Annotated in this window: 16 protein-coding genes and 1 riboswitch; of the genes, 4 read left to right on the forward strand and 12 right to left on the reverse strand. The window is 61.6% G+C overall.

All coding sequences use genetic code 11. The features are described from left to right. Positions 1 to 5 precede the first annotated feature (5 nt). The 6 genes from PH603_RS16090 to gor all read right to left on the reverse strand — a co-directional run bounded on the left by PH603_RS16090 (position 6) and on the right by gor (position 8,149). Positions 6 to 512 carry a DUF6580 family putative transport protein gene (locus PH603_RS16090; protein WP_289503779.1) on the reverse strand — a complete coding sequence of 169 codons (507 nt, stop codon included), beginning with the start codon at positions 510 to 512 and terminating at the stop codon, positions 6 to 8. A gap of 17 nt (positions 513 to 529) precedes the next feature. Further along, the gene (locus tag PH603_RS16095; protein WP_289503780.1) at positions 530 to 2,434 is read right to left on the reverse strand and encodes a TonB-dependent receptor plug domain-containing protein; all 1,905 of its coding nucleotides are present in this window, start codon (positions 2,432 to 2,434) and stop codon (positions 530 to 532) included. 169 nt (positions 2,435 to 2,603) lie between these two features. Beyond that, positions 2,604 to 2,789: riboswitch (cobalamin riboswitch) on the reverse strand. Between the two features lie 115 nt (positions 2,790 to 2,904). After that, a complete protein-coding gene (locus PH603_RS16100; protein WP_289503781.1) occupies positions 2,905 to 3,588 on the reverse strand; it encodes a hypothetical protein in 684 nt (227 codons plus the stop codon). A 144-nt stretch (positions 3,589 to 3,732) separates the two neighbouring features. Then, complete coding sequence (locus tag PH603_RS16105; RefSeq protein ID WP_289503782.1) at positions 3,733 to 4,761, reverse strand: 2-oxoacid:ferredoxin oxidoreductase subunit beta; 1,029 nt, start codon at positions 4,759 to 4,761, stop codon at positions 3,733 to 3,735. Positions 4,762 to 4,777: 16 nt separating this feature from the next. Then, positions 4,778 to 6,625, reverse strand: a complete 1,848-nt coding sequence (locus PH603_RS16110) for a 2-oxoacid:acceptor oxidoreductase subunit alpha (RefSeq protein ID WP_289503783.1) — start codon at positions 6,623 to 6,625, stop codon at positions 4,778 to 4,780. 165 nt (positions 6,626 to 6,790) lie between these two features. Continuing rightward, on the reverse strand, positions 6,791 to 8,149 hold the full coding sequence (gene gor, locus PH603_RS16115; protein WP_289503784.1) for a glutathione-disulfide reductase: 1,359 nt from the start codon (positions 8,147 to 8,149) through the stop codon (positions 6,791 to 6,793). Between the two features lie 192 nt (positions 8,150 to 8,341). Here gor and PH603_RS16120 point away from each other — a divergent pair, with 192 nt between their 5' ends. After that, the gene (locus PH603_RS16120) at positions 8,342 to 9,811 is read left to right on the forward strand and encodes a M20/M25/M40 family metallo-hydrolase (protein WP_289503785.1); all 1,470 of its coding nucleotides are present in this window, start codon (positions 8,342 to 8,344) and stop codon (positions 9,809 to 9,811) included. On the opposite strand, the gene PH603_RS16125 is transcribed toward PH603_RS16120, so the two are convergent. The 6 genes from PH603_RS16125 to zwf all read right to left on the reverse strand — a co-directional run bounded on the left by PH603_RS16125 (position 9,808) and on the right by zwf (position 16,600). After that, the gene (locus tag PH603_RS16125; RefSeq protein WP_289503786.1) at positions 9,808 to 11,304 is read right to left on the reverse strand and encodes a sodium:solute symporter family transporter; all 1,497 of its coding nucleotides are present in this window, start codon (positions 11,302 to 11,304) and stop codon (positions 9,808 to 9,810) included. The genes PH603_RS16120 and PH603_RS16125 overlap by 4 nt on opposite strands. Next, on the reverse strand, positions 11,304 to 11,837 hold the full coding sequence (locus tag PH603_RS16130) for a hypothetical protein (RefSeq protein WP_289503787.1): 534 nt from the start codon (positions 11,835 to 11,837) through the stop codon (positions 11,304 to 11,306). Before PH603_RS16130 ends, PH603_RS16125 begins: the two co-directional genes overlap by 1 nt. 100 nt (positions 11,838 to 11,937) lie before the next feature. Next, on the reverse strand, positions 11,938 to 12,567 hold the full coding sequence (gene eda / locus PH603_RS16135; protein WP_289503788.1) for a bifunctional 4-hydroxy-2-oxoglutarate aldolase/2-dehydro-3-deoxy-phosphogluconate aldolase: 630 nt from the start codon (positions 12,565 to 12,567) through the stop codon (positions 11,938 to 11,940). 12 nt (positions 12,568 to 12,579) lie between these two features. After that, positions 12,580 to 14,394: a phosphogluconate dehydratase gene (edd, locus tag PH603_RS16140; RefSeq protein ID WP_289503789.1), complete on the reverse strand. Its 1,815-nt coding sequence runs from the start codon at positions 14,392 to 14,394 to the stop codon at positions 12,580 to 12,582. 29 nt (positions 14,395 to 14,423) lie between these two features. Continuing rightward, the gene (gene pgl / locus PH603_RS16145) at positions 14,424 to 15,125 is read right to left on the reverse strand and encodes a 6-phosphogluconolactonase (protein ID WP_289503790.1); all 702 of its coding nucleotides are present in this window, start codon (positions 15,123 to 15,125) and stop codon (positions 14,424 to 14,426) included. A gap of 5 nt (positions 15,126 to 15,130) precedes the next feature. Next, a complete protein-coding gene (zwf, locus tag PH603_RS16150) occupies positions 15,131 to 16,600 on the reverse strand; it encodes a glucose-6-phosphate dehydrogenase (protein ID WP_289503791.1) in 1,470 nt (489 codons plus the stop codon). Positions 16,601 to 16,777: 177 nt separating this feature from the next. Here zwf and PH603_RS16155 point away from each other — a divergent pair, with 177 nt between their 5' ends. Genes PH603_RS16155 through nagA form a run of 3 tightly spaced genes read left to right on the forward strand, consistent with a single transcriptional unit; the run spans position 16,778 to position 19,787 of the window. Next, positions 16,778 to 17,512, forward strand: coding sequence for a GntR family transcriptional regulator (locus PH603_RS16155; RefSeq protein WP_289503792.1), 735 nt, complete (start codon positions 16,778 to 16,780; stop codon positions 17,510 to 17,512). Between the two features lie 59 nt (positions 17,513 to 17,571). After that, positions 17,572 to 18,624 carry an SIS domain-containing protein gene (locus PH603_RS16160; protein ID WP_434783313.1) on the forward strand — a complete coding sequence of 351 codons (1,053 nt, stop codon included), beginning with the start codon at positions 17,572 to 17,574 and terminating at the stop codon, positions 18,622 to 18,624. Beyond that, positions 18,624 to 19,787, forward strand: coding sequence for an N-acetylglucosamine-6-phosphate deacetylase (gene nagA / locus PH603_RS16165; RefSeq protein WP_289503794.1), 1,164 nt, complete (start codon positions 18,624 to 18,626; stop codon positions 19,785 to 19,787). The genes PH603_RS16160 and nagA overlap by 1 nt, the downstream gene beginning before the upstream one ends. Positions 19,788 to 19,798 lie beyond the last annotated feature (11 nt).

A 19,798-nucleotide genomic window follows, 5' to 3' on the forward strand; every position in this document is an offset into this window, starting at 1 on the left:
TCTCCTCAAACCGCGTGGCCGCCTTCGTCCCGTCGGTTTTCCTTCATCTGCGCCACCATGGCCTCCCCGCCAAACAGCAGGGTCGCATAGACCGCATCCCCGGCGATTGACGCCAGCAGCATCGGCAAGCCGGCCACATAGCAGGCCATCAGGTCCGTGAAAGTCGGCGGATAGAAAGCGATCCAGTTGCCGATGTTGGAAATGAGATAGAAGGCGATGGCATTGACGAGCACGGCAGAGGCCACCGGCACCATGCCCCGCCGGGCGCGCAGCATCGCCCGCCCAATCAGGGGCCCGGCCAGAAAGCCGATGTAAACGGCCATCAGCACACGGGCGTCATAGAAGCCCGTGATGATATTGCCGACAAGAAGCGCGATGACCGGCAGTGCCAGCGCCTGCAGGAGCGGCATCCGTGCCCCGGCAAAAAGCCCGAAAGCACCGATCGGTGTGAAGTTCATCGGGTGCGGCAACAGCCGCGCCACCACTGCAAACAGGATCAGGAACCGGGTCATCGCGCTTCTCCCTTCGCTTAAAGGGCGATGCGGAGGCCAGCGTAAGCCGCAGCCCCCGGCGTCGCGAAGCCAACGATATTCTCGTACTGCTCGTCGAACGCATTCTCGACCCGCGCCGTGATGCTGACATGGTCGTTGATGCGGTAGGCGCCGGTTACCCGGGCCAGCACATAGGACTTCAGCGTCAGAGTTTCAGAGGCGAGCGGCCACGGCGGGAAGAAGGTATCAAGCGCTTCGCCCGTGTAGGCCGCACTCGCCGTCAGGGTCAGGGCGCTGGTTGCTTCCCAGGTCGCGACGATGCTGCCGCTATGCTTCGGGCGGCGCAGTTCGCGCTTGTAACCATCCGCACCATCGGGCTCTTTCGCATTCACAAAGGCATAGCTCGCCGACAGGCTGAAGCCATCCACCGGGCGCGCGTCGGCGGTCAACTCAAAGCCATCCCGCTTTGATTTGCCGTCCACATTGCCGGCGGTATAAAGCCCGCTTGCGGGGTCGAACACGAAGCCGTTGATTTCGTCCTTCAGGCGGGTGCGATAGACGGCGGCACCAAGCGTCAGTTTCTCGGGCAGCACATCATAGGAACCGCCAACCTCGACCGAAACACTGCGTTCTGGCGTCAGGTCCGGGTTGCCGACAAACTGGTCGGAATAGAAGCCGAAACGTTCCACAAAGGTCGGAGCCTTCTGGGCGCGGGCCGCACTCGCATAAACCTTGCCGCGACCGTCCATCAGGTCCTGCGACAGGGCGAAGCGCCAGCTGGTGAAATTCTTGAAGTCGCTGTTGTCATCATGGCGGACGCTGGCATTGAGCGTCAGGCCCTCCAGAACATCACCCTGATAGGCGGCCACAAAGCCCGTTACATCCATCGACCGTTTCTGGTTCGGATCACCCCACGGCTGGGCGATGCCTTCCTGCGTGAAATCGGTGTTTTCATGATCAACGGCGAGCGTCAGCGTGTGGCCTTCGCTGAGCGTGAAGGCGGCATCGGCATAAAGGCCGAGGCGCTGGGCGCTCGTGGCGCCGTCTGCCGCTTCACCCACATAATTGTCGATGGATGTATCAAGGAAAGTGACCCGCAGGCCCTGCTGCCAGCGGCCATCCAGAAGGCTCATGCGCGCGGCAGCACCCAGCGTGGTGGAGTGATTTTCCGTGCGGTTGTCGCTATCCGCCGGCAGGCCGGTCGCGAAATCGGTGCCGTCGAACTCGCTTTCAGCGTCGGTGTGGCGCATCGTCAGGTCCAGCCGGAAATCCTCGCTTGGGGTCACGCCGATAGCGCCCGAAACGGTGAGGTTTTCGTAACCGTCATCCTCGTCACCCGTGCGGGAAACATTGGTGCCGTCCGATTTGCCGTAGCCGACAGCAAGGCGGCTCGTGAAGGTTTCGCTGCCGGTGCCCACGGCGCCGTACAGGCGTTTCGTATCAAACGCGCCATATTCGCCGCCCACGTGGCCTTGCACGCCTTCCTCGGCGCGTTTGGTGATGATGTTGATCACCCCGGCAACGGCATCCGAACCCCAGACGGCAGAGAGGGGCGCGCGCGCCACTTCGATCCGTTCGATATCAAGGCCGGTCAGGTGTTCGAACTGGACTTCATCGCCAGCAGCGGGATCGTTGAGTTCCACGCCGTCCACCAGCACCAGAAGCTGGTTGGCTTCGGCGCCGCGCAGACGAAGCTGCGTCTGCCCGCCGACAGAACCGGCGGTGGCGGCTGCCATGCCCGGCACTTCGGCCAGCACATCGGCAAGGCGGTAGACCTGCCGGTTTTCAAGCGCGGTGCCTTCGATCACACTGAGGCTGACACCGGCGCGGGCGAGATCACCCGTGCGGGCGGCGGTCACTTCGATGGTTTCCACCTCGCCGGACGCGATGGCGGCGGGGGTGAGAAGGGTGGAAAGAAGCAGGAAAGAGGTCAGTTTCGTCATCGTCAAATAGCCTTGTTCCCGGCGAATGCAGCCGGATGGACCCAAAGCCGTGGCGGAAAAGACTGGCGCTGATGACGAAGCAAAGGTCGTCTCGGCGGGCCCGACGCACACGGCAACACACAAAGTGTCGCCGGTACGGATACCCGCTCCCTTGGACTGACCCGGTCCCGGGATCGACGACGTGACGGCAGGCTTCCTGACTATGCGGGTCTCGGCTTCGGTCCGCCTTCCCGGTTTGCACCAGTGGCATTTCGGACCATCGCTCGCCGCTTACAGTTGCGGGTACAGTCGGGGATTTCCACCCCGTTTCCTTTTATCCCCTCTCCCGAGGGGCACCGTCACGCATTGGTATAGGGGGGAATATGGGCGGGGGCAAGTGATAGGTTCTTCCATCCTGCGAGAAACAAATCTCACCAAGACTAAATATTTTAGAATTATAAAAATAATATTATGTATTGAAATTTTTTAATTTATGACGCCATCACCAATACTCCAGAAATAATTACAGAAACAATACCCACTAAATTTGGAATCCAATAATCGATTGCTGCACTAATTTTATTTCCAAAAGTTTTTTCCAAAGACGCCTTAGTTCCATCAACTCCAAAAATATCCTGTAACTGTCCAGTAACATGATTATGAGTTACAGAAAGCCAGAATGACGATAAAGAGAAACCAAAATAAAAAAACGTTGCCGGTAGAGCATAGGCGCCAAACTGCATTACAAGTTGACCCTCTTGCTTCTGTGTAGAAAAATTTGCAGCTAAAACGGTGATAAATATTATAAGAATGTTTCTTTTGTTAACATTCAATCTCGCCCTTAGCTCTCCAGAAAAATGTGTCGCCAAATCTACGTTTTTAATTTTTGGAACAGCAGATCGTTTCCTAACTTCTGTAGGAATAAAAAGAGCTAACGTGCAAAAAACAAAAATCACAAATGCTATATAGACCTTCTCCGTACCCGATGAACTACCCGAACTAATCCTCTCTACGGGGTCGAATACATCACCAATGGATAAGGATATAGTACGCACGCATAAAACTATGAAAGAAATAGTAAACATCAAAATCATGGACAACAGGCGTCCTCTAGCCCTATCCATGTCTATTTTAGAAACATTATTGTCAGGGTGTGATTTCCCAATCTCTGGCATCAATCGTTCTTCTTTGTAAACAGAGGCCCATCTACAGAATTTCTGCAGGGTGGTATCCGAATGACGATACACAAATCACCAACGTGCTGACCGGAAGGCGGCCAGAGATAGGCTCAATTGCTTATGCAATGAAGCCGTGTTGTCCTACTCCACCACCCAGGTCTCGCCCGCTTTCATGATGTCCTGCAAGGACCGGCGGCCTTTGGCGCTCGCGACGCGGCCGAGGACGGCTTCGGTGTAGGTTTCACCGCGCGGGGCAGCGTAAAGCACACCCATGGCGACCGGCTCGCCGTCCTTGTGGCCAAGGCGGGCGACCATCTGGGCGAGTGGCAGGCTGGTTTCGTCATGCACCTGGATATGCTCAAGGTCGACACCGTTTCCAAGCGTGACAACCTCAAGGCTGAAGGTCGCCGGGTTGAAGCGGATGCCCTTCTCGTTGTCCTTGCCAAAGAGCATCGGCTTGCCGTGCTCCAGATGCAGCTGATTGTCGGCTGCCGAGGCCTTGTCGGTCACCTTCGCCCAGACATCATCGTTATAAACGATGCAGTTCTGCAGGATTTCGACGAACGCCGTGCCCTTGAACTGGTGGGCGCGGGTGAAGACGATGGGCATATGCTTCTGTGCGGTGTCCACCGTGCGGGCCACGAAGGGCGCGTTGGCGCCGAGCGCGAAACTGATCGGGTCAAGCGACGGGTCGATCGAGCCATCGGGGGTAGAGGGCGACCGGGTGCCGATATCCGAGGTCGGGCTATATTGCCCCTTGGTGAGGCCGTAAATCTTGTTGTTAAAGAGCAGTATCTTCAGGTCAACGTTGCGGCGCAGGGCATGCATCAGATGGTTGCCGCCGATCGAAAGCCCGTCGCCGTCCCCCGTGACGACCCAGACATCGAGGTCGTTATTGGCGAGCTTCAGCCCCGTCGCAATCGCCGGCGCGCGACCGTGGATCGTGTGGAAGCCGTAGGTATTCATATAATAGGGGAAGCGGCTGGAGCAGCCGATCCCTGAGACAAACACGGTGTTTTCGCGCGTCACGCCGAGGTCCGGCAGGGTGCGCTGCATGCATTTCAGGATCGCATAGTCCCCGCAGCCGGGGCACCAGCGCACTTCCTGATCGGTTGCGAAATCGGCAGGCTTCAGCGGTTCATTCATCTTGGCGGCGCTCATGTCGTTCATGGCTTCGCTCCTTCGATTATGCGCCGAGCATGGCGCGAATGCCATCCAGGATTTCGGCAATCTTGAACGGCTGGCCGGATACCTTGGTGAAGGGCTTTGCGTCGACGAGATAGGTGTCGCGCAGCACCGTCTTCAGCTGGCCATGGTTCATTTCCGGCACCATGATCTGTTTGAACCCCTTCATCAGGTCTCCGAGGTTCGCCGGGAAGGGATTGAGATAGCGGATATGGGCGTGGGAAACCTTCAACCCCTCGGCCCGCGCACACCGCACGGCTTCCGAAATCGGACCATAGGTGGAGCCCCAGCCGACAATCAGCAGGTCACCCGTTTCCTCGCCCTGATCCACAGTCTGCGCCGGAATGTCATTGGCGATCCCGGCGATCTTGTTGGCGCGGGTGTCGGTCATCTTCTGATGGTTGGCGGGATCATAGGAGATATGCCCCGTCGCGAAGCTTTTCTCGATGCCGCCGATCCGGTGTTCGCAGCCCGGCGTGCCGGGGATCGCCCAGTTGCGGGCAAGGGTCGTCTCGTCCCGCTTGAAGGGATTGAAGCCCGCCTCGCCCGGCTCGGTCACGAATTGCACCTTGAAGGGCGCATAAGTGGAAAGATCGGGAATTTTCCAAGGCTCGGCGGCGTTTGCGATGAAGCCGTCCGTCAGCAGCATCACGGGGGTCATATATTTCACCGCCAGCCGGCAGGCCTCGATGGCGGCATCGAAACAGTCACCGGGCGACGAAGTGGCAATCACCGGCACGGGTGCGTCCCCGTTGCGGCCATAGACGGCCTGATACAGGTCGGACTGTTCGGTTTTGGTCGGCAGGCCTGTCGAGGGCCCGCCCCGCTGGCTGTTGATGATGAGAAGCGGCAGCTCGGTCGAGATGGCAAGCCCGATGGCTTCCCCTTTGAGCGCGATGCCGGGGCCGGACGATGACGTGACGCCGAGCGCCCCGCCATAGGAGGCGCCGAGGGCCGCGCACACCGCCGCGATCTCGTCTTCCGCCTGGAAGGTGACAACCCCCAGTTCCTTGAGCCCCGAAAGCGTGTGCAACACCGGCGAGGCCGGGGTGATGGGGTAGGAGCCGAACATGACATTCAGCCCGGCAAGTTCCGCCCCCGCGACAATGCCCCACGAAATCGCCTGGCTGCCGGTGACGGTGCGATAAAGGCCGGGTTCGGACTTGACCGCATCGATCTGGTAACGCTTCAGGGTGGCCGAAAGCTCGGCCGTTTCTCCAAAAGCGTGGCCGGCGTTGAGCGCGGCAATGTTGGCGTCGGCGAGCGTCGGCGCCTTCGAGAATTTCTTCTGCAGCCAGTTTGTCACCGGCTCGCGCTTGCGGCTGAACATCCAGAGCATCAGGCCGAGCGTCCACATATTCTTGCAGCGCAGGGCTTCCTTGTTGCCAAGGCCGAAATCCTTCACGGCTTCAAGGGTGAGCTTCGAGATATCGATCTCGATCAGCTGGTAATCTTTCAGGGAGCCCGCCTCGATCGGGTCGGCCTCGTAGCCGGCCTTTTGCAGGTTGCGCGGATTGAAGGTGCCGGTATCCACCACCAGCACGCCGCCCGAGCGCAAGTCGCCAAGATTGGTCTTCAGGGCTGCGGGGTTCATGGCCACCAGCACATCGGGGCGGTCGCCCACCGTCATGATCGCCTTGGCACCGAAATTGATCTGGAAAGCAGACACGCCGAAAGTGGTGCCAACGGGCGCCCTGATCTCGGCGGGGAAGTCGGGGAAGGTCGCAAGGTCGTTCCCCGAGAGGGCAGTCGTGGCGGTGAAACGGCCGCCCGTCAACTGCATGCCGTCACCACTATCACCTGCGAAGCGAACCACGGCGGATTCTAGATGCTGGGTCTCTGCACTCATATGGATCGTCCTTGTTTTTTACTACGGCACAAATACTAAAGCCGGGCCCCTCCCTTCCGTCGTACCTTGAATATGGTTAAAAGGCGACGGAGAAAAACTAATACCATTCGCCATATGCGCTTGTCGCGGGCGATATTGCCGCACCCCCATGCTGCGGCAACCGGCTTAATTGCTGCGCGGCGTACGCATCAGGACAAATTCTTCCGCTGCCGACGGATGCACCGCCACGGTGCGGTCGAAATCGGCCTTGGTGAGGCCGGCCTTCACCGCAATCCCGATGCCCTGAATGATTTCTGCCGCGTCCGCGCCGATCATATGGGCGCCCAGCACCTTGTCGGTTTTTTTGTCCACAACAAGCTTCATGAAAGCGCGTTCGCTGCCGCCGGCGAGCGTCTGTTTCATCGGGCGGAAGTCGGAAACATAGACTGCAACATCATGGCCCTTTGCTGCCGCGTCTTCTTCCGACAGGCCGACGGTGCCGATGGGCGGCTGCGAGAAGACGGCGGTCGGCACCGCGTCATGCTCGGGCGCCGTCGGCGCATTCCCATAAAGCGTCAGCGCGAAGGCATGACCTTCCTTGATCGCAACGGGCGTCAGCGCAATCCGGTTCGTCACATCCCCCACCGCATAAATAGCGGGGTTGGTGGTGCGACCATATTTGTCGACAATCACACCGCCTGCATCGTCAAGCGCTACACCCGCTTTCCTGAGGCCCAGATTATCCGTGTGCGGCTTGCGGCCGGTTGCGAACATCACAGCGCCCGCATCAAGGGTGGAGCCATCCGTCAGCGTCAGGCGCACGCCGGTGGCGGTTTTCTCGATGGCGGTGACATTGGTATTCAGGCGGAGGTCGATCCCCTTGCCGGTCATTTCAGTGGCAAGGCGGCTGCGGATGTCGCCGTCGAACCCGCGCAGGATCTGGTCGCCGCGATAGAGCTGCGTGACCTTGGCGCCCATGCCATTGAAGATGCCGGCGAACTCGACCGCGATATAGCCGCCGCCCACGACCACTACATGGTCCGGCAGGTCCGGCAGGTGGAAAGCCTCGTTCGAGGTGATGGCATGCTCGGCGCCCGGGATATCCGGCTTGGTCGGGGTGCCGCCGGTGGCAATGAGGATCGTCTTGGCGGTGACCACCTTGTCACCCAGCGTCACTTCATGCGGGCCGGTGATGACCGCGCGGCCCATCATGATCTCCACCTTCGCATTGTTCAGCGTGTTGATATAGGCGCCGTTCAGCCGGTCGATCTCTTTGTCCTTGGCCTTGATGAAAGCCGGCCAGTCGAAGCTTGTTTCACCGACCGTCCAGCCGAAGCCCTTGGCCATTTCGAACTCTTCCGCGAAGTGCGAGGCATAGACCATCAGCTTCTTCGGCACGCAGCCGCGGATGACGCAGGTGCCGCCAACGCGATATTCCTCGGCCACCGCCACGCGGGCGCCAAAGCCCGAAGCGATCCGTGCAGCCCGCACGCCGCCCGAGCCCGCACCGATGACGAAAAGGTCGTAATCAAAACTGTCGGCCATGTCTCATATCCTTCTCAAATCCGGCTTCAGCCTATACGGCAGCACGCCCCTTTTGCAAACGCACGGGCGTTCACGAACCGGCGAGGCACCCGGATATACCCGATACGTTATGGCAGCTGCGGCATTTGCGCCTTGTTAGCATGGCTAACTGTTCCTAATGTGACGCCAGTTCAGGAATTTGGAGATACGGGAATGGTACGTCGGCTGATTCTGTCTGTTGTGGCACTTATCGCGGTTCTCGCCGCTGTCATGGTCGGTCGTACGCTGATGGCGCCAGGCATGCCCGCGCCAGTCGCTGCGCCCGAAGCCTTCCCGGTGAACGAGGAAGAAGCCGTCGCCAAGCTCGCCAAGGCGCTGACGTTTGAAACCATCTCCCGCGCCCCCGGTGCGCCCTATGACACCGAAGCCTTCGATGCTTTCCATGCCTGGCTTGGCGAGGCTTTCCCGAACGTTTTCTCGCAGCTCAAGGTCACCCGCATCGCGGGCCATAGCCTCCTCGTCGAATGGCCGGGCAAGGACGCCAGCCTGCAGCCCGCCATGTTCCTCGCGCACATGGATGTGGTGCCGGTGGACCCCGCGACGCTCGGTGAATGGACCCACCCGCCTTTCGCCGGCATTGTGGCCGACGGCATGGTCTGGGGCCGCGGCGCGCTTGATATGAAAGGCCCGATGATCACGCTTCTGGAGGCCACCGAGACGCTGCTTGCCCGTGGCTATATCCCTGCCCGCACTATCCTTCTGGGCCTTGGCCATGACGAGGAAGTCGGTGGCTCGGGCGCTGTCGCCATCGCCGCGCACCTGAAGGAGACCGGCGTGCGCCCGGCCTTCGTCCTTGATGAAGGCGGTGCCGTTGCGACCGACGGGCTTTTTGGCGGCACCAGCGAACCTGTTGCCCTGATCGGCGTTGCCGAAAAAGGCTATATGAGCGTGAAACTGACATCGCGCGGTCAGGGCGGTCACTCGTCGCGCCCCGGCAAGGATACGGCGATCAGCCGCCTCGCGAAGGCGATCCAGCGGCTCGAAGCCTACGAGTTCCCGAACGATGCGCGCTTCCTGCGCTCGACCCTTGAGCCCGCGATGCCGCTGTTGCCGTTCGGGCAGCGGCTGGCGGTCGCCAACCTGTGGCTGACCGAACCGCTTGTGGTGGCGCTGATGAAGGAAGCGCCCGACATGGCGGCGAGCCTGCATACCACCAAGGTGCCGACGATCCTTTCGGCCGGCATCAAGGATAACGTGATCCCGACCGTGGCCGAGGCCACCGTCAACCTGCGCCTTTTCCCCGGCGACGCGCCCGAGGCTGTCCTTGCCACCCTGCGCGAGGTGATCGCGGATGACATGATCAGCGTGGAGCCTGCAAGCAGCGTGATGACGCCGGCCTCACCCGTCAGCCCTACCGATAGCGACGCCTACCGGCTGATCAGCGACACGATCAAGGGCATGACCCCCGATGCGCCGCCGCCGGTTGCCACCATGCTCGTGCTGATGGCCACCGATGTGCGCCATTATGCGGGTGTCAGCGATGCGCAGTACCGCTTCAACTATGTGCCGATGACCCCGGCGCTGATCAGAACGCTGCATGCCGAAGACGAGCGTGTGCCGGTTTCGGCGATCCCCGACATGGTCCGCTTCTTTGGCCGGATGATGCTGGGCGCCGGGGGTTAAAGGTCCAGCACCCGGTCAATATCCTTCGGCAGGCTTTTCGGCTTGTCGAGCAGCGACACGATGATGAAAAGCGTGAGGGACACAAGAAGGGCCACAAAACCCGGATCCATCCCGTGGGGCGGACGCACACCGGCGAGATAGAAACCGATATTGATGGCGAGTGCGGCAACGATGGCCGCCACCGCCGCCCTCGCCGACGCCCGCTTCCAGTTCAGCCCGAACATCACGACAGGCAGCAGCGCCGAGGCAAACGTGCCCCAGCCGAACACGCCAAGGAAGCCGATCAGCGCGCCGTTTTCATAGAAGCTATAGAGCGCGAAAAGCGTCGCGAAGATGCTGAGCCCGATGGTCGCCACCCGCGCCCAGAAAAGCTCGGCCCCGAGCGACCGTCCCCGGATCGCCTTCGGGATATCATGGATGATCGCCGCCGCCCCTATATTGAGGAAGCTGTCTGCCGTCGACATGATCGCCGCGAAGAGCCCGGCAAACACGATGCCCGCGAGGATCGGGTTGGCAAACTCGCGCAGGAACACCGGGGCCGCCTCATCGGGCGCGCCGAGCGGGGCATGCATGTCGCCGATCACCAACGCGCGCATCACCATGCCGATTGAAACCCACAGAAGCGCCGCGAGCACATAGCCGATCACCGTGATGGGCACGACGATGCGATTGTCCGAAAGCCGGCGGTTCATCATCATCTTGGTCGTCACATGCGGCTGGCCGGACAGCCCGAAGCCAAAGAGGAAGAACCATGAAAGCGCCGCCATCGGTCCCATAGTGCCGAAGGGCAGCGCCGATTCCGGGTCCGTGTCCATCAGCATCTGGCTCGCCTCACCCAGCCCGCCATCGAACACGCCGATGGCCGCCACAACGACAAGCACCCCCGCCACCATCATCACGAAGCCCTGGATGAGATCAGTGTAAACGGAGGCGATGATGCCACCCGTGACGCAATAGAAGATCAAGACGGCGGACGAGATGGCCGCACAGGCCGCCAGGCTGATACCGGCGAACATGGCGGTATCGGCGAGCAGCGACTGCAGCACCATCGCCATCGCCAGAATTTGCGTCGCCAGATAGCCGATGACGCCCAGAAGGATCGTTAGCGCCGATAGGCCCCGCGCCCAGTTGCTTTCGTAGCGCGCCATCACAAGATCCGGCAGGCTGACGGTATCGCGCAGCTCCGCGATCATGCGGATACGCTTGGCGATCAGATAATAGCCGATCCCGAAGCCAAGGGCCGACACGGTCGCCATCCACATCGAGGAAAGGCCGGTGGCATAGACAAGCCCCGGCCCGCCGACGAAACCGAAGCCCGACAGGGTGGAGGAGAATACGGCAAGCGACACAACCCAAGGCCCAAGGCCGCGACCGGCGACGAAAAAGTCCCCCGCCGTATGGGTGCGTTTCATGGCCCAAAGACCAACCCCGATGCAGAAGACCATGTAAAGGGCGACGAAGCCGAGGATGATCTCGTGTGCATAAGCGTCCATCACACGCCCTCCCCGCGGTCGGCCTTCATCTCGGCCACAAGGGCGGCGAAGGCGGCTTCATCGTCCGCATGCAGGATGAAGCGACGGAACCCCCACACATAGAAAAGATCGAAGGCAAGCATTGATCCCCAGACGCCCCAGATGGCGACGGTGGAAGGCCACGGGAACCCGAGCACAATCGCCGGCTCGTCACCGCCAACTGCGGCCCGGTAGCCGAACCAGATGGCTGTCCATACGACAGCCGCGGCGAGTGCCAGCAGGGTGAAGCCGATACGCGCGGCGCGGATGCGGCGGTGGGCGGGCAGCGAGAAATCATAAAGGATCGCGACAAGCGCGATGACGATCAGCTGCATGAAATAGGGGGCGTTTCCAAGTGCATCGAGGCGCGCGGCGGCGTCTCCGCCCACCTTCATGCCGTCGATTGTGGCGTGCGGCAGGCCGGTCGCCCCGGCGGTCAGCGGCGCTTCCCACACGAAGGCGACGATGCCCAGAAGGGCAATCAGCAACCCTAGGATCAGATAGATATGCCGCACCGCTTGCCCTCCCCCTGACTGAATACGCGGGGCGAGAGTGGCACGACGGGCTACCGGAGCGCAAGACGCTCCGGTGTCTTAATTCAACAATCGTTGAAAATCAGCGACCGAGTTTGGCGACAGCCGATTTGGCGAGCGCGCCAACTGCCGCCGGATCGATCTTGCCATCCTGCCCGCGCGGGGTCAGCCACGAGCCGCCGACAACGGCCACGTTATCAAGCGCCAGATAGGTCGGGGCCGAAGCTTCGGTCACACCGCCTGTGGGACAGAAGGTGAGGTCCGGCAGCACGGAGCCGACAGCCTTCAGGAACGGCACACCGCCTGCGACTTCGGCGGGGAAGAATTTCAGCTCGCTGAAGCCCCACTCGCGCGCCTGCATGGCTTCGGAAAGGGTGGCCACACCGGGCAGGAAATCGAAGCCGAGGGCTTTGACTGCATCGGCAAGCGTCTCGGTGAGGCCCGGGCTCACACCGAACACGGCGCCGGCGTCTTTCGCCTGCTTGGCAAGTTCGGGGGTCAGTACGGTGCCCGCACCCACCACGGCATCCGGCAGCGCCTTGGCAACCGCCGAAATGCTTTCAAGCGCCGACGGGTGACGCAGGGTAATTTCCAGGACCTTCAAGCCATTGTCGTAAAGCGCCTTCGAGACGGCAACCGCCTCCTCGGCACTTTTATAGTTCAGCACCGGGATCACGGGTGCGAGCGTCATGATGGTCTTGATATCGGTCATGGGTCGAAGTCCTCAGAAAGCCTGATGGGTGAATACGCTGGCGCCTTCGCCCGCGGGGGAAACAAGCGCGCGGAAGCCGGTGAACAGGTCGCGGCCGTAGGTCAGCGGTTGCTCGGGGCCTTTGGATGGCGTGCGGGCGGCAAACTCGTCCGCATCCACCAGAAGCTCCAGCGTGCCTTTCACGGCGTCGAGCCGGATCATATCGCCATCCTGCACACGTGCAATAGGCCCGCCCATCGCCGCCTCGGGGCTGACGTGAATTGCCGCCGGCACCTTGCCCGATGCGCCGGACATGCGGCCATCGGTCACAAGCGCCACCTTGAAGCCCTTGTCCTGCAGCACGCCAAGGGACGGCGTCAGTTTATGCAGTTCCGGCATGCCGATGGCTTTCGGCCCCTGATAGCGGACGACCGCCACAAAGTCGCGCTCCAGCTTGCCGGCCTTGAAAGCCGTCAGCAGGTCATCCTGATGCTCGAACACGATGGCAGGTGCCTCGATCACCCGGTGTTCGGGCTTCACGGCGGAAACCTTGATCACGCAGTCGCCAAGCGGCCCTTCAAGGATTTCAAGTCCACCTTCGGCCTGGAAGGGGTTGGTGGCAGGGCGCAGCACGGTATCGTCACCGGGCGTCGCGGGAAGCGGCTTCCAGCTCGCGCGCTCACCTTCAAGCTCGGGGAAAGTGCCCCATGCTTCAAGGCCCTTGCCGAGGATCGTTTCGCCGTCGTTATGAAGTAGGCCCGCCGACAGCAGTTCCTTTGTGACCCACGGCGTACCGCCCGAGGCATGGAAGGCGTTCACATCGGCGAGCCCGTTCGGGTAAACGCGGGCAAGAAGCGGCACGATCTTCGAAAGATCAGCGAAATCACCCCACGTGACCTTGATGCCAGCCGCTGCCGCAATCGCCACGATATGGAGCGTATGGTTGGTAGAGCCACCGGTCGCCAGAAGCCCGCAGATAGCATTCACGATGGCGCGTTCGTCCACCATATCGGCCAGCCCTTTCGGCTTGTCGGCAGCAGCCAAAGCCACAGCGCGGGCGGAAGCGGCATCATTGAGCGCGGCGCGCAGGTCGGTATTCGGCGCCACGAAGCTCGAGCCCGGCAGTTGCAGCCCCATCATTTCGAGCATCATCTGGTTGGTGTTGGCGGTGCCATAGAAGGTGCAGGTGCCGGGGCTGTGGTAGGCGCGGCTTTCCGATTCCAGAAGCTCGGCACGGCCAACCTTGCCGAGGGCATATTCCTGACGGACCTTGGCCTTCTCGCTGTTCGAGATGCCGGTCGGCATCGGGCCAGAGGGCACAAACACGAACGGCAGATGGCCAAAGGAAAGCGCACCCATCAGAAGGCCCGGCACGATCTTGTCACAGATGCCCAGAAGCAACCCGCCATCGAAGACATTGTGGCTCATGGCAATTGCCGTCGCCATCGCGATCACATCGCGCGAGAAAAGCGACATTTCCATGCCCGGCTCGCCCTGCGTGACGCCGTCACACATGGCGGGTACGCCACCGGCCATCTGCGCCACACCGCCTGCATCGATGATCGCGCGTTTCAGTTCGGGCAGCATCGTGTGATAGGGCTGGTGGGCCGAAAGCATGTCGTTATAGGATGAAACAATGCCGATGTTCGGCACCTTGCCGTCTGCAATCTGGTGCTTTTCCGCCTCGCCGCAGGCAGCAATCGCGTGGGCGATATTGCCGCAGGACATGCGGCCACGCTGCGGGCCGGCATCGCGCATCGCCTGGATGCGCGCCATATAGGCCGCACGGCTGGCGGTCGAGCGTTCACGGATACGGTCGGTTATCTTGAGAAGGCGGGGGTCGGTCATCTCTTCAGTCCTTGGGTGTTCAGGGCGGATCAGGCCGCCCAATAGACGCTGAGCCTGTCGCCCAGCGCCCGTGCAACGCGCCCGATGGGCAGGTTGCTTGCGGGGTCCGTTGCGGCATCATACACCGCTTTCTTGTCGTCCCCCGTGATCATCAGCTGCACCGCACCGGCGCGGGTGAGCGCACCAAGCGTGAGGGTGAGGCGCAATACCTCGTCCCCCGTCACATCGCTACGGTTGGCGCGGATGGCCCGCACGGTCGCCGCATCATCCGGCTGCATCGCGGCTTCAAGGCCTTCAGCCGACGGGAAGAGCGAGGCTGTGTGTCCGTCCGGCCCCATACCGAGGAGCACGACATCAAACGGATCAAGCGCCTTGTAGGTAGCGTCCACTTGCGAAGCAGCAGCAAACGGATCGTCACCCGGCACTTTCATCGGTGTGAAGGCAGCATCCACTGCTTTGCCCGTCAGAAGCGTGCGGCGAAGGAACGCGGTGTTCGAGCGCGCATGATCGGCCTCCACCCAGCGTTCGTCAACGAGCGCGACCTTCACATTTTGCCATGCCATGTCGGCATCCGCCATCGCGGCAAAAAGCGGCGCGGGGGTCGAGCCGCCCGAAACAGCCCAGCGGGCCTCACCGCTTTTTCCGAGGGCGGCTTCAAGCCGGGTGCGTGTGTCGGCCGTGATCGCCGCCACCATTGCCTCGCGGCTGTCGAACGACAGGAAGTTTGCCACCCGCCTTACTCCGCGCTGCCGTCGTGATACCAGGTGCGGCCATCGCGCGACATAAGGTCATGCGCCTCATACGGCCCCCATGTGCCGGCCGAATAGGTCTTGAGCGTTGCGGGCTTGGCCTGCCAGTGCGCGATGATCCGGTCGACCCAGCGCCAGGCGTGGGCCACTTCGGCACGGTGCACAAAGAGGCTCTGGTCGCCGCGGGCGGCATCGAGGATCAGGCGCAGATACGGCCCCATCCGCATCGGCCCCTTGGCGCCGACGTCATCAAGCCGCAGCTCCACTTCCTTCAGCTCGTCCGACGACGAATCGTGGTTTTTCATCATCACGCGCAGGGCCAGATGATCCTCGGGCTGCAGGCGGATGATGAAACGGTTCGGGTTGATGCTGGCGCCCCACGCGGCGTTCGGCGAGTGCGGCACATCCTTGAACTGGATGACGATCTCGGCGAAGCGCGCCGGCAGGCGCTTGCCGGTCCGCAGATAGAAGGGCACACCGGCCCAGCGCCAGTTCTGGATATGGGTCCTCAGCGCGATGAAGGTTTCGGTCTGACTTTTGTCCTTCAGGCCAAGGTCAGCGGCATAGCCCGGCACGGCCTTGCCGTTCACGGCACCCTCGCCGTACTGCGCACGCACCACGTTGCGGTCGATGGCGTCGCCTTCAAGCGGTTCCAGCGACTTCAGCACTTTCAGCTTTTCGTCACGGATGCTGTCAGCGTCCAAGCGCGCCGGCGGCTCCATCGCCACAAGGCAAAGGAGCTGCAGAAGGTGGTTCTGCACCATGTCGCGGATCGCACCGGTGCCTTCATAGAAGCCGGCGCGGCCTTCAACGCCGATATTCTCGGCCGCCGTGATCTGGATATGGTCGATTGTGCGGTTGGACCAAAGACGCTCGAAAAGAATATTCGAGAAGCGCAGGGCCAACAGATTCTGCACGGCTTCCTTGCCGAGATAATGGTCGATCCGGAAGGTCTGGCCTTCCGCGAAATGACGCGCCACATCGGCATTGATCGCCTCGGCGCTATCATAGTCATGCCCCAGCGGCTTTTCGAGCACAACGCGGGCACGCTCGCCGTTCAGGCCGTTGGCGCCAAGCTGGTCGCAGACGCTGGTAAAGAGGGACGGCGGCACAGCGAGGAAATGAACAAGCGGACGGTCATCCTGCTTGTTGATATCGGCAGCGAGCGCCTTCCAGTCATCCCCGCCCTCGCCGAGATTGAGCTGCACAAAGCGCACCATCGACGCGAAGGTGGCGAAATTATCGTCCGATACATGGCACGCTGGCGCGGTTTCAGCGAAAACCTTGGTCAGCCAGCCGGCGACCGTTTCATCCGCCGCCGAGCGCGAGGTGAGATAAATCCGGCTGTCCGGGCTGACCCGGCCCGCCACCACACCGGCAATGAGCGCGGGCAGCAGCTTTTTGCGCGACAGGTCCCCCGTGCCGCCGAAAATCACCAGATCGAATGTCTTCACCATAACGTGCCTCTTGAAGCCTTGCTGCGCCTGAAGTTTAATGACAGCGCAGGACAAAAACGAGCTTATCAACGATACCACTAAACCACAATATAGAACCAATGTCAAAATTGGTATTTCATTGGTTATCAAAATATGCTAATCAGTGAGGACAGGAAACCTATGGGGAGCTTTAAGCCCATGTCGCTCAAGGAGATCGCCGGACCGCTCGATGAAACGAGCCGCCTGCCGCTGTATCAGCAGCTGCAGCGCGCCATCCGCAAGGCGATTGAAGAGAGCGCGCTTTCCCCGTCGGACGCCCTGCCGCCTGAACGTGACATAGCCACAGAATATGACGTTTCGCGGATCACCGTGAGGAAAGCGCTGGACGGCCTTGTGCAGGACGGGCTTCTGGCCCGCCGCCAGGGCGCCGGCACCTTCGTAACAGCCCACCTTGAAAAGCGCCTGACCCGGATTTCGAGCTTCTCGGAAGACCTTGCCGCACGCGGCTGGGTGGCGCGCTCCAAGGTGCTTGAACGCATCAAGGGCACGGTCACCCCGGAAGAATCGCTGAGCCTCAGCCTTGCGCCCGGCGAAGGCGTGTTCCGCTTCCGCCGTATCCGCTACGCTGACGATGCGCCGATGGCCATCGAGACGGCGGTTGTTCCCGCCTTCTGCCTCAATTCGATCGAGGATGTGCAGGGCTCGCTTTATGACGCGCTGGAGCGCACCGGCAACCGTCCGGTCCGCGCCCTGCAACGGATCAAGGCTGTGGCCTTTTCCGAAACCAATGCCCGACTTCTGGGGATCACCCCCGGTGCGCCCGGCCTGCTTCTTGAGCGGCGCGGCTTCAATGCCGAAGGCCGCGCGGTGGAAATCACCCAGTCCTATTACCGCGGCGACGCGTACGACTTTGTCGTCGAACTGACCGCCTAAAGACAAAACCCCGGCACGATTGCACCAAGGAATGAAGCAAGAATGCCGTCCAGATGAGGATGACAACGATGTCAAAAAAACTTCAGGATAGCGACACCAAGATGTTCGCCGAGGCCGGCACCGCCGGCGCCGTGGTCGCCCGGCAGATTGCGGCGACCGTCGGCATCCTTGCCGACCTTGGCGCGAAGCTCCGCGAGATGAAGCCCCGCGCCGTTGTCACCTGCGCGCGCGGCAGTTCGGACCATGCCGCGACCTACGCCAAATATCTGATCGAGACGAAGCTCGGCCTTCTTGTTTCCTCCGCCGCCCCCTCCATCGCGTCTGTCTATGCGGCGCGCCAGATGCTGGAAGGCACGCTTTTCATCGCTGTGTCGCAGTCCGGCAAAAGCCCTGACCTCTTGCTCACCGCCGAAGCCGCCAAGGCATCGGGCGCGTTTGTCGTGGCGCTTGTGAATGTGGCTGACAGCCCGCTTGCCAAGCTTGCCGATGTGGTGGTGCCGCTGTCGGCAGGGCCGGAACTTAGTGTGGCCGCCACCAAAAGCTATATCGCGACCCTCGCCGCCATCCTTGGCCTTGTGGCACACTGGAGCGAGGACAAGGAGCTGATGGCAGCGCTTGAAGCCCTGCCCCGCAATCTCGAAGCCGCCTGGGGCCTTGACTGGTCGGGTGCCGCCGAGCGGCTGATTTCGGCCCGCAATATGTTCGTCATCGGGCGTGGACTCGGTTTCGCCGTCACACAGGAAGCCGCGCTCAAATTCAAGGAAACCTCGGGCATCCATGCCGAGGGTTTCTCGGCAGCCGAAGTGAAGCACGGCCCGATGGCCATCGTCGGCCATGGTTTCCCGGTGCTGGTGATGAGCCAGAAGGACGAAAGCCGCGCAGGCATCCCGGAACTCGTGCATGATTTCGAAGCGCGCGGCGCAGCGGTGATGACAGCAGGTGTCGGCCTCAAGGGCGGGCTCGAGCTGCCCGTTGTTGAAGGCGCGCACCCGGCCATCGAACCTATTCTGTTCATCCAGAGCTTCTATCGTATGGTCAATCGACTGTCGGTGCTGCGCGGGTATAATCCCGATACCCCCCCGCATCTGAACAAGGTTACGGAGACCGTCTGATGCCTGAAGAATCGACCCTGATCACCGGCGCCCGCATCCTGCATGCCGGCCATTTCCGCGACGGGCTGGCCGTGCGCCTCAGCGGTGGCCGCATCAGCGATATTGGCCCGGCTGACATGCTGGACACCCACGACGACACCAATGTGATCGAGGCCGAAGGCTTGACCCTTGTGCCCGGCTATATCGACGTGCAGGTGAACGGTGGCGGCGGTGTGCTTTTCAACGACGCACCGACGCGGGCAGGCGTCGAGGCCATCATGGCGGCCCACCGCACCTATGGCACCACGGGCATGCTGCCGACCCTGATCAGCGACGATTTCGCCGTGATGCGGCAGGCCATCAAGGCAGTGGACGAAGCCATCGAGGCAGGCGTGCCGGGCATCCTTGGCATCCACCTTGAAGGACCGTTCCTTTCCGAGCCCAAGAAGGGCGCGCATGACGCCAAACATTTCCGCCCGATTGATGCCGAGGCCTTTGAAATACTGACGAGCCTGAAGCGCGGCGTGACCCATGTGACCCTGGCGCCCGAGGAAACGAGCCCTGAGACCATCGCGGCACTCACCAAGGCCGGTGTCATCATCTCCTTCGGCCACACCAACGCCACCTACGAGCAGGCGGTCGCCGGTATCAAGGCGGGCGCCACCGGCGTGACGCACCTTTATAACGCGATGACCGCGACAACGAGCCGCGCGCCCGGCGTGGTCGGCGCCGTGTTCGAAGACAATGACGTGTTCGCCGGCATCATCGTTGATGGTTTCCACCTGCATCCGGCGAGCATCCGGGTCGCCATGAAAGCCATGGGCGCCGACCGGCTGATGCTGGTGACGGACGCGATGCCGTCGGTTGGCATGCCGGAAGTGGATGGCCGCAAGGAGTTTACCCTTACCGGACGCACCGTGCATGTGGTGAACGGCCGCTGCACCTATGCTGATGGCACGCTGGCGGGATCGGACCTCGACATGGCCGCCGCTGTACGCAACGCCATCCGCGACGTGGGCGTAAGCCCCGAAGTCGCGGTCGCGATGGCGACACATAATCCGGCGAAATTCCTGCGGCTGGACCGCACCCACGGCCAGATCGCACCGGGCTATGTTGCCGATTTCGTGCTGGTGGACGATCAGTGGCGCACCGTTAAAACCATCATTGGCGGCGAGGTTTACTGACCTGCCGCCGG

It is taken from the genome of Gimibacter soli, assembly GCF_028463845.1.
Classification (GTDB): domain Bacteria; phylum Pseudomonadota; class Alphaproteobacteria; order Sphingomonadales; family Kordiimonadaceae; genus Gimibacter; species Gimibacter soli.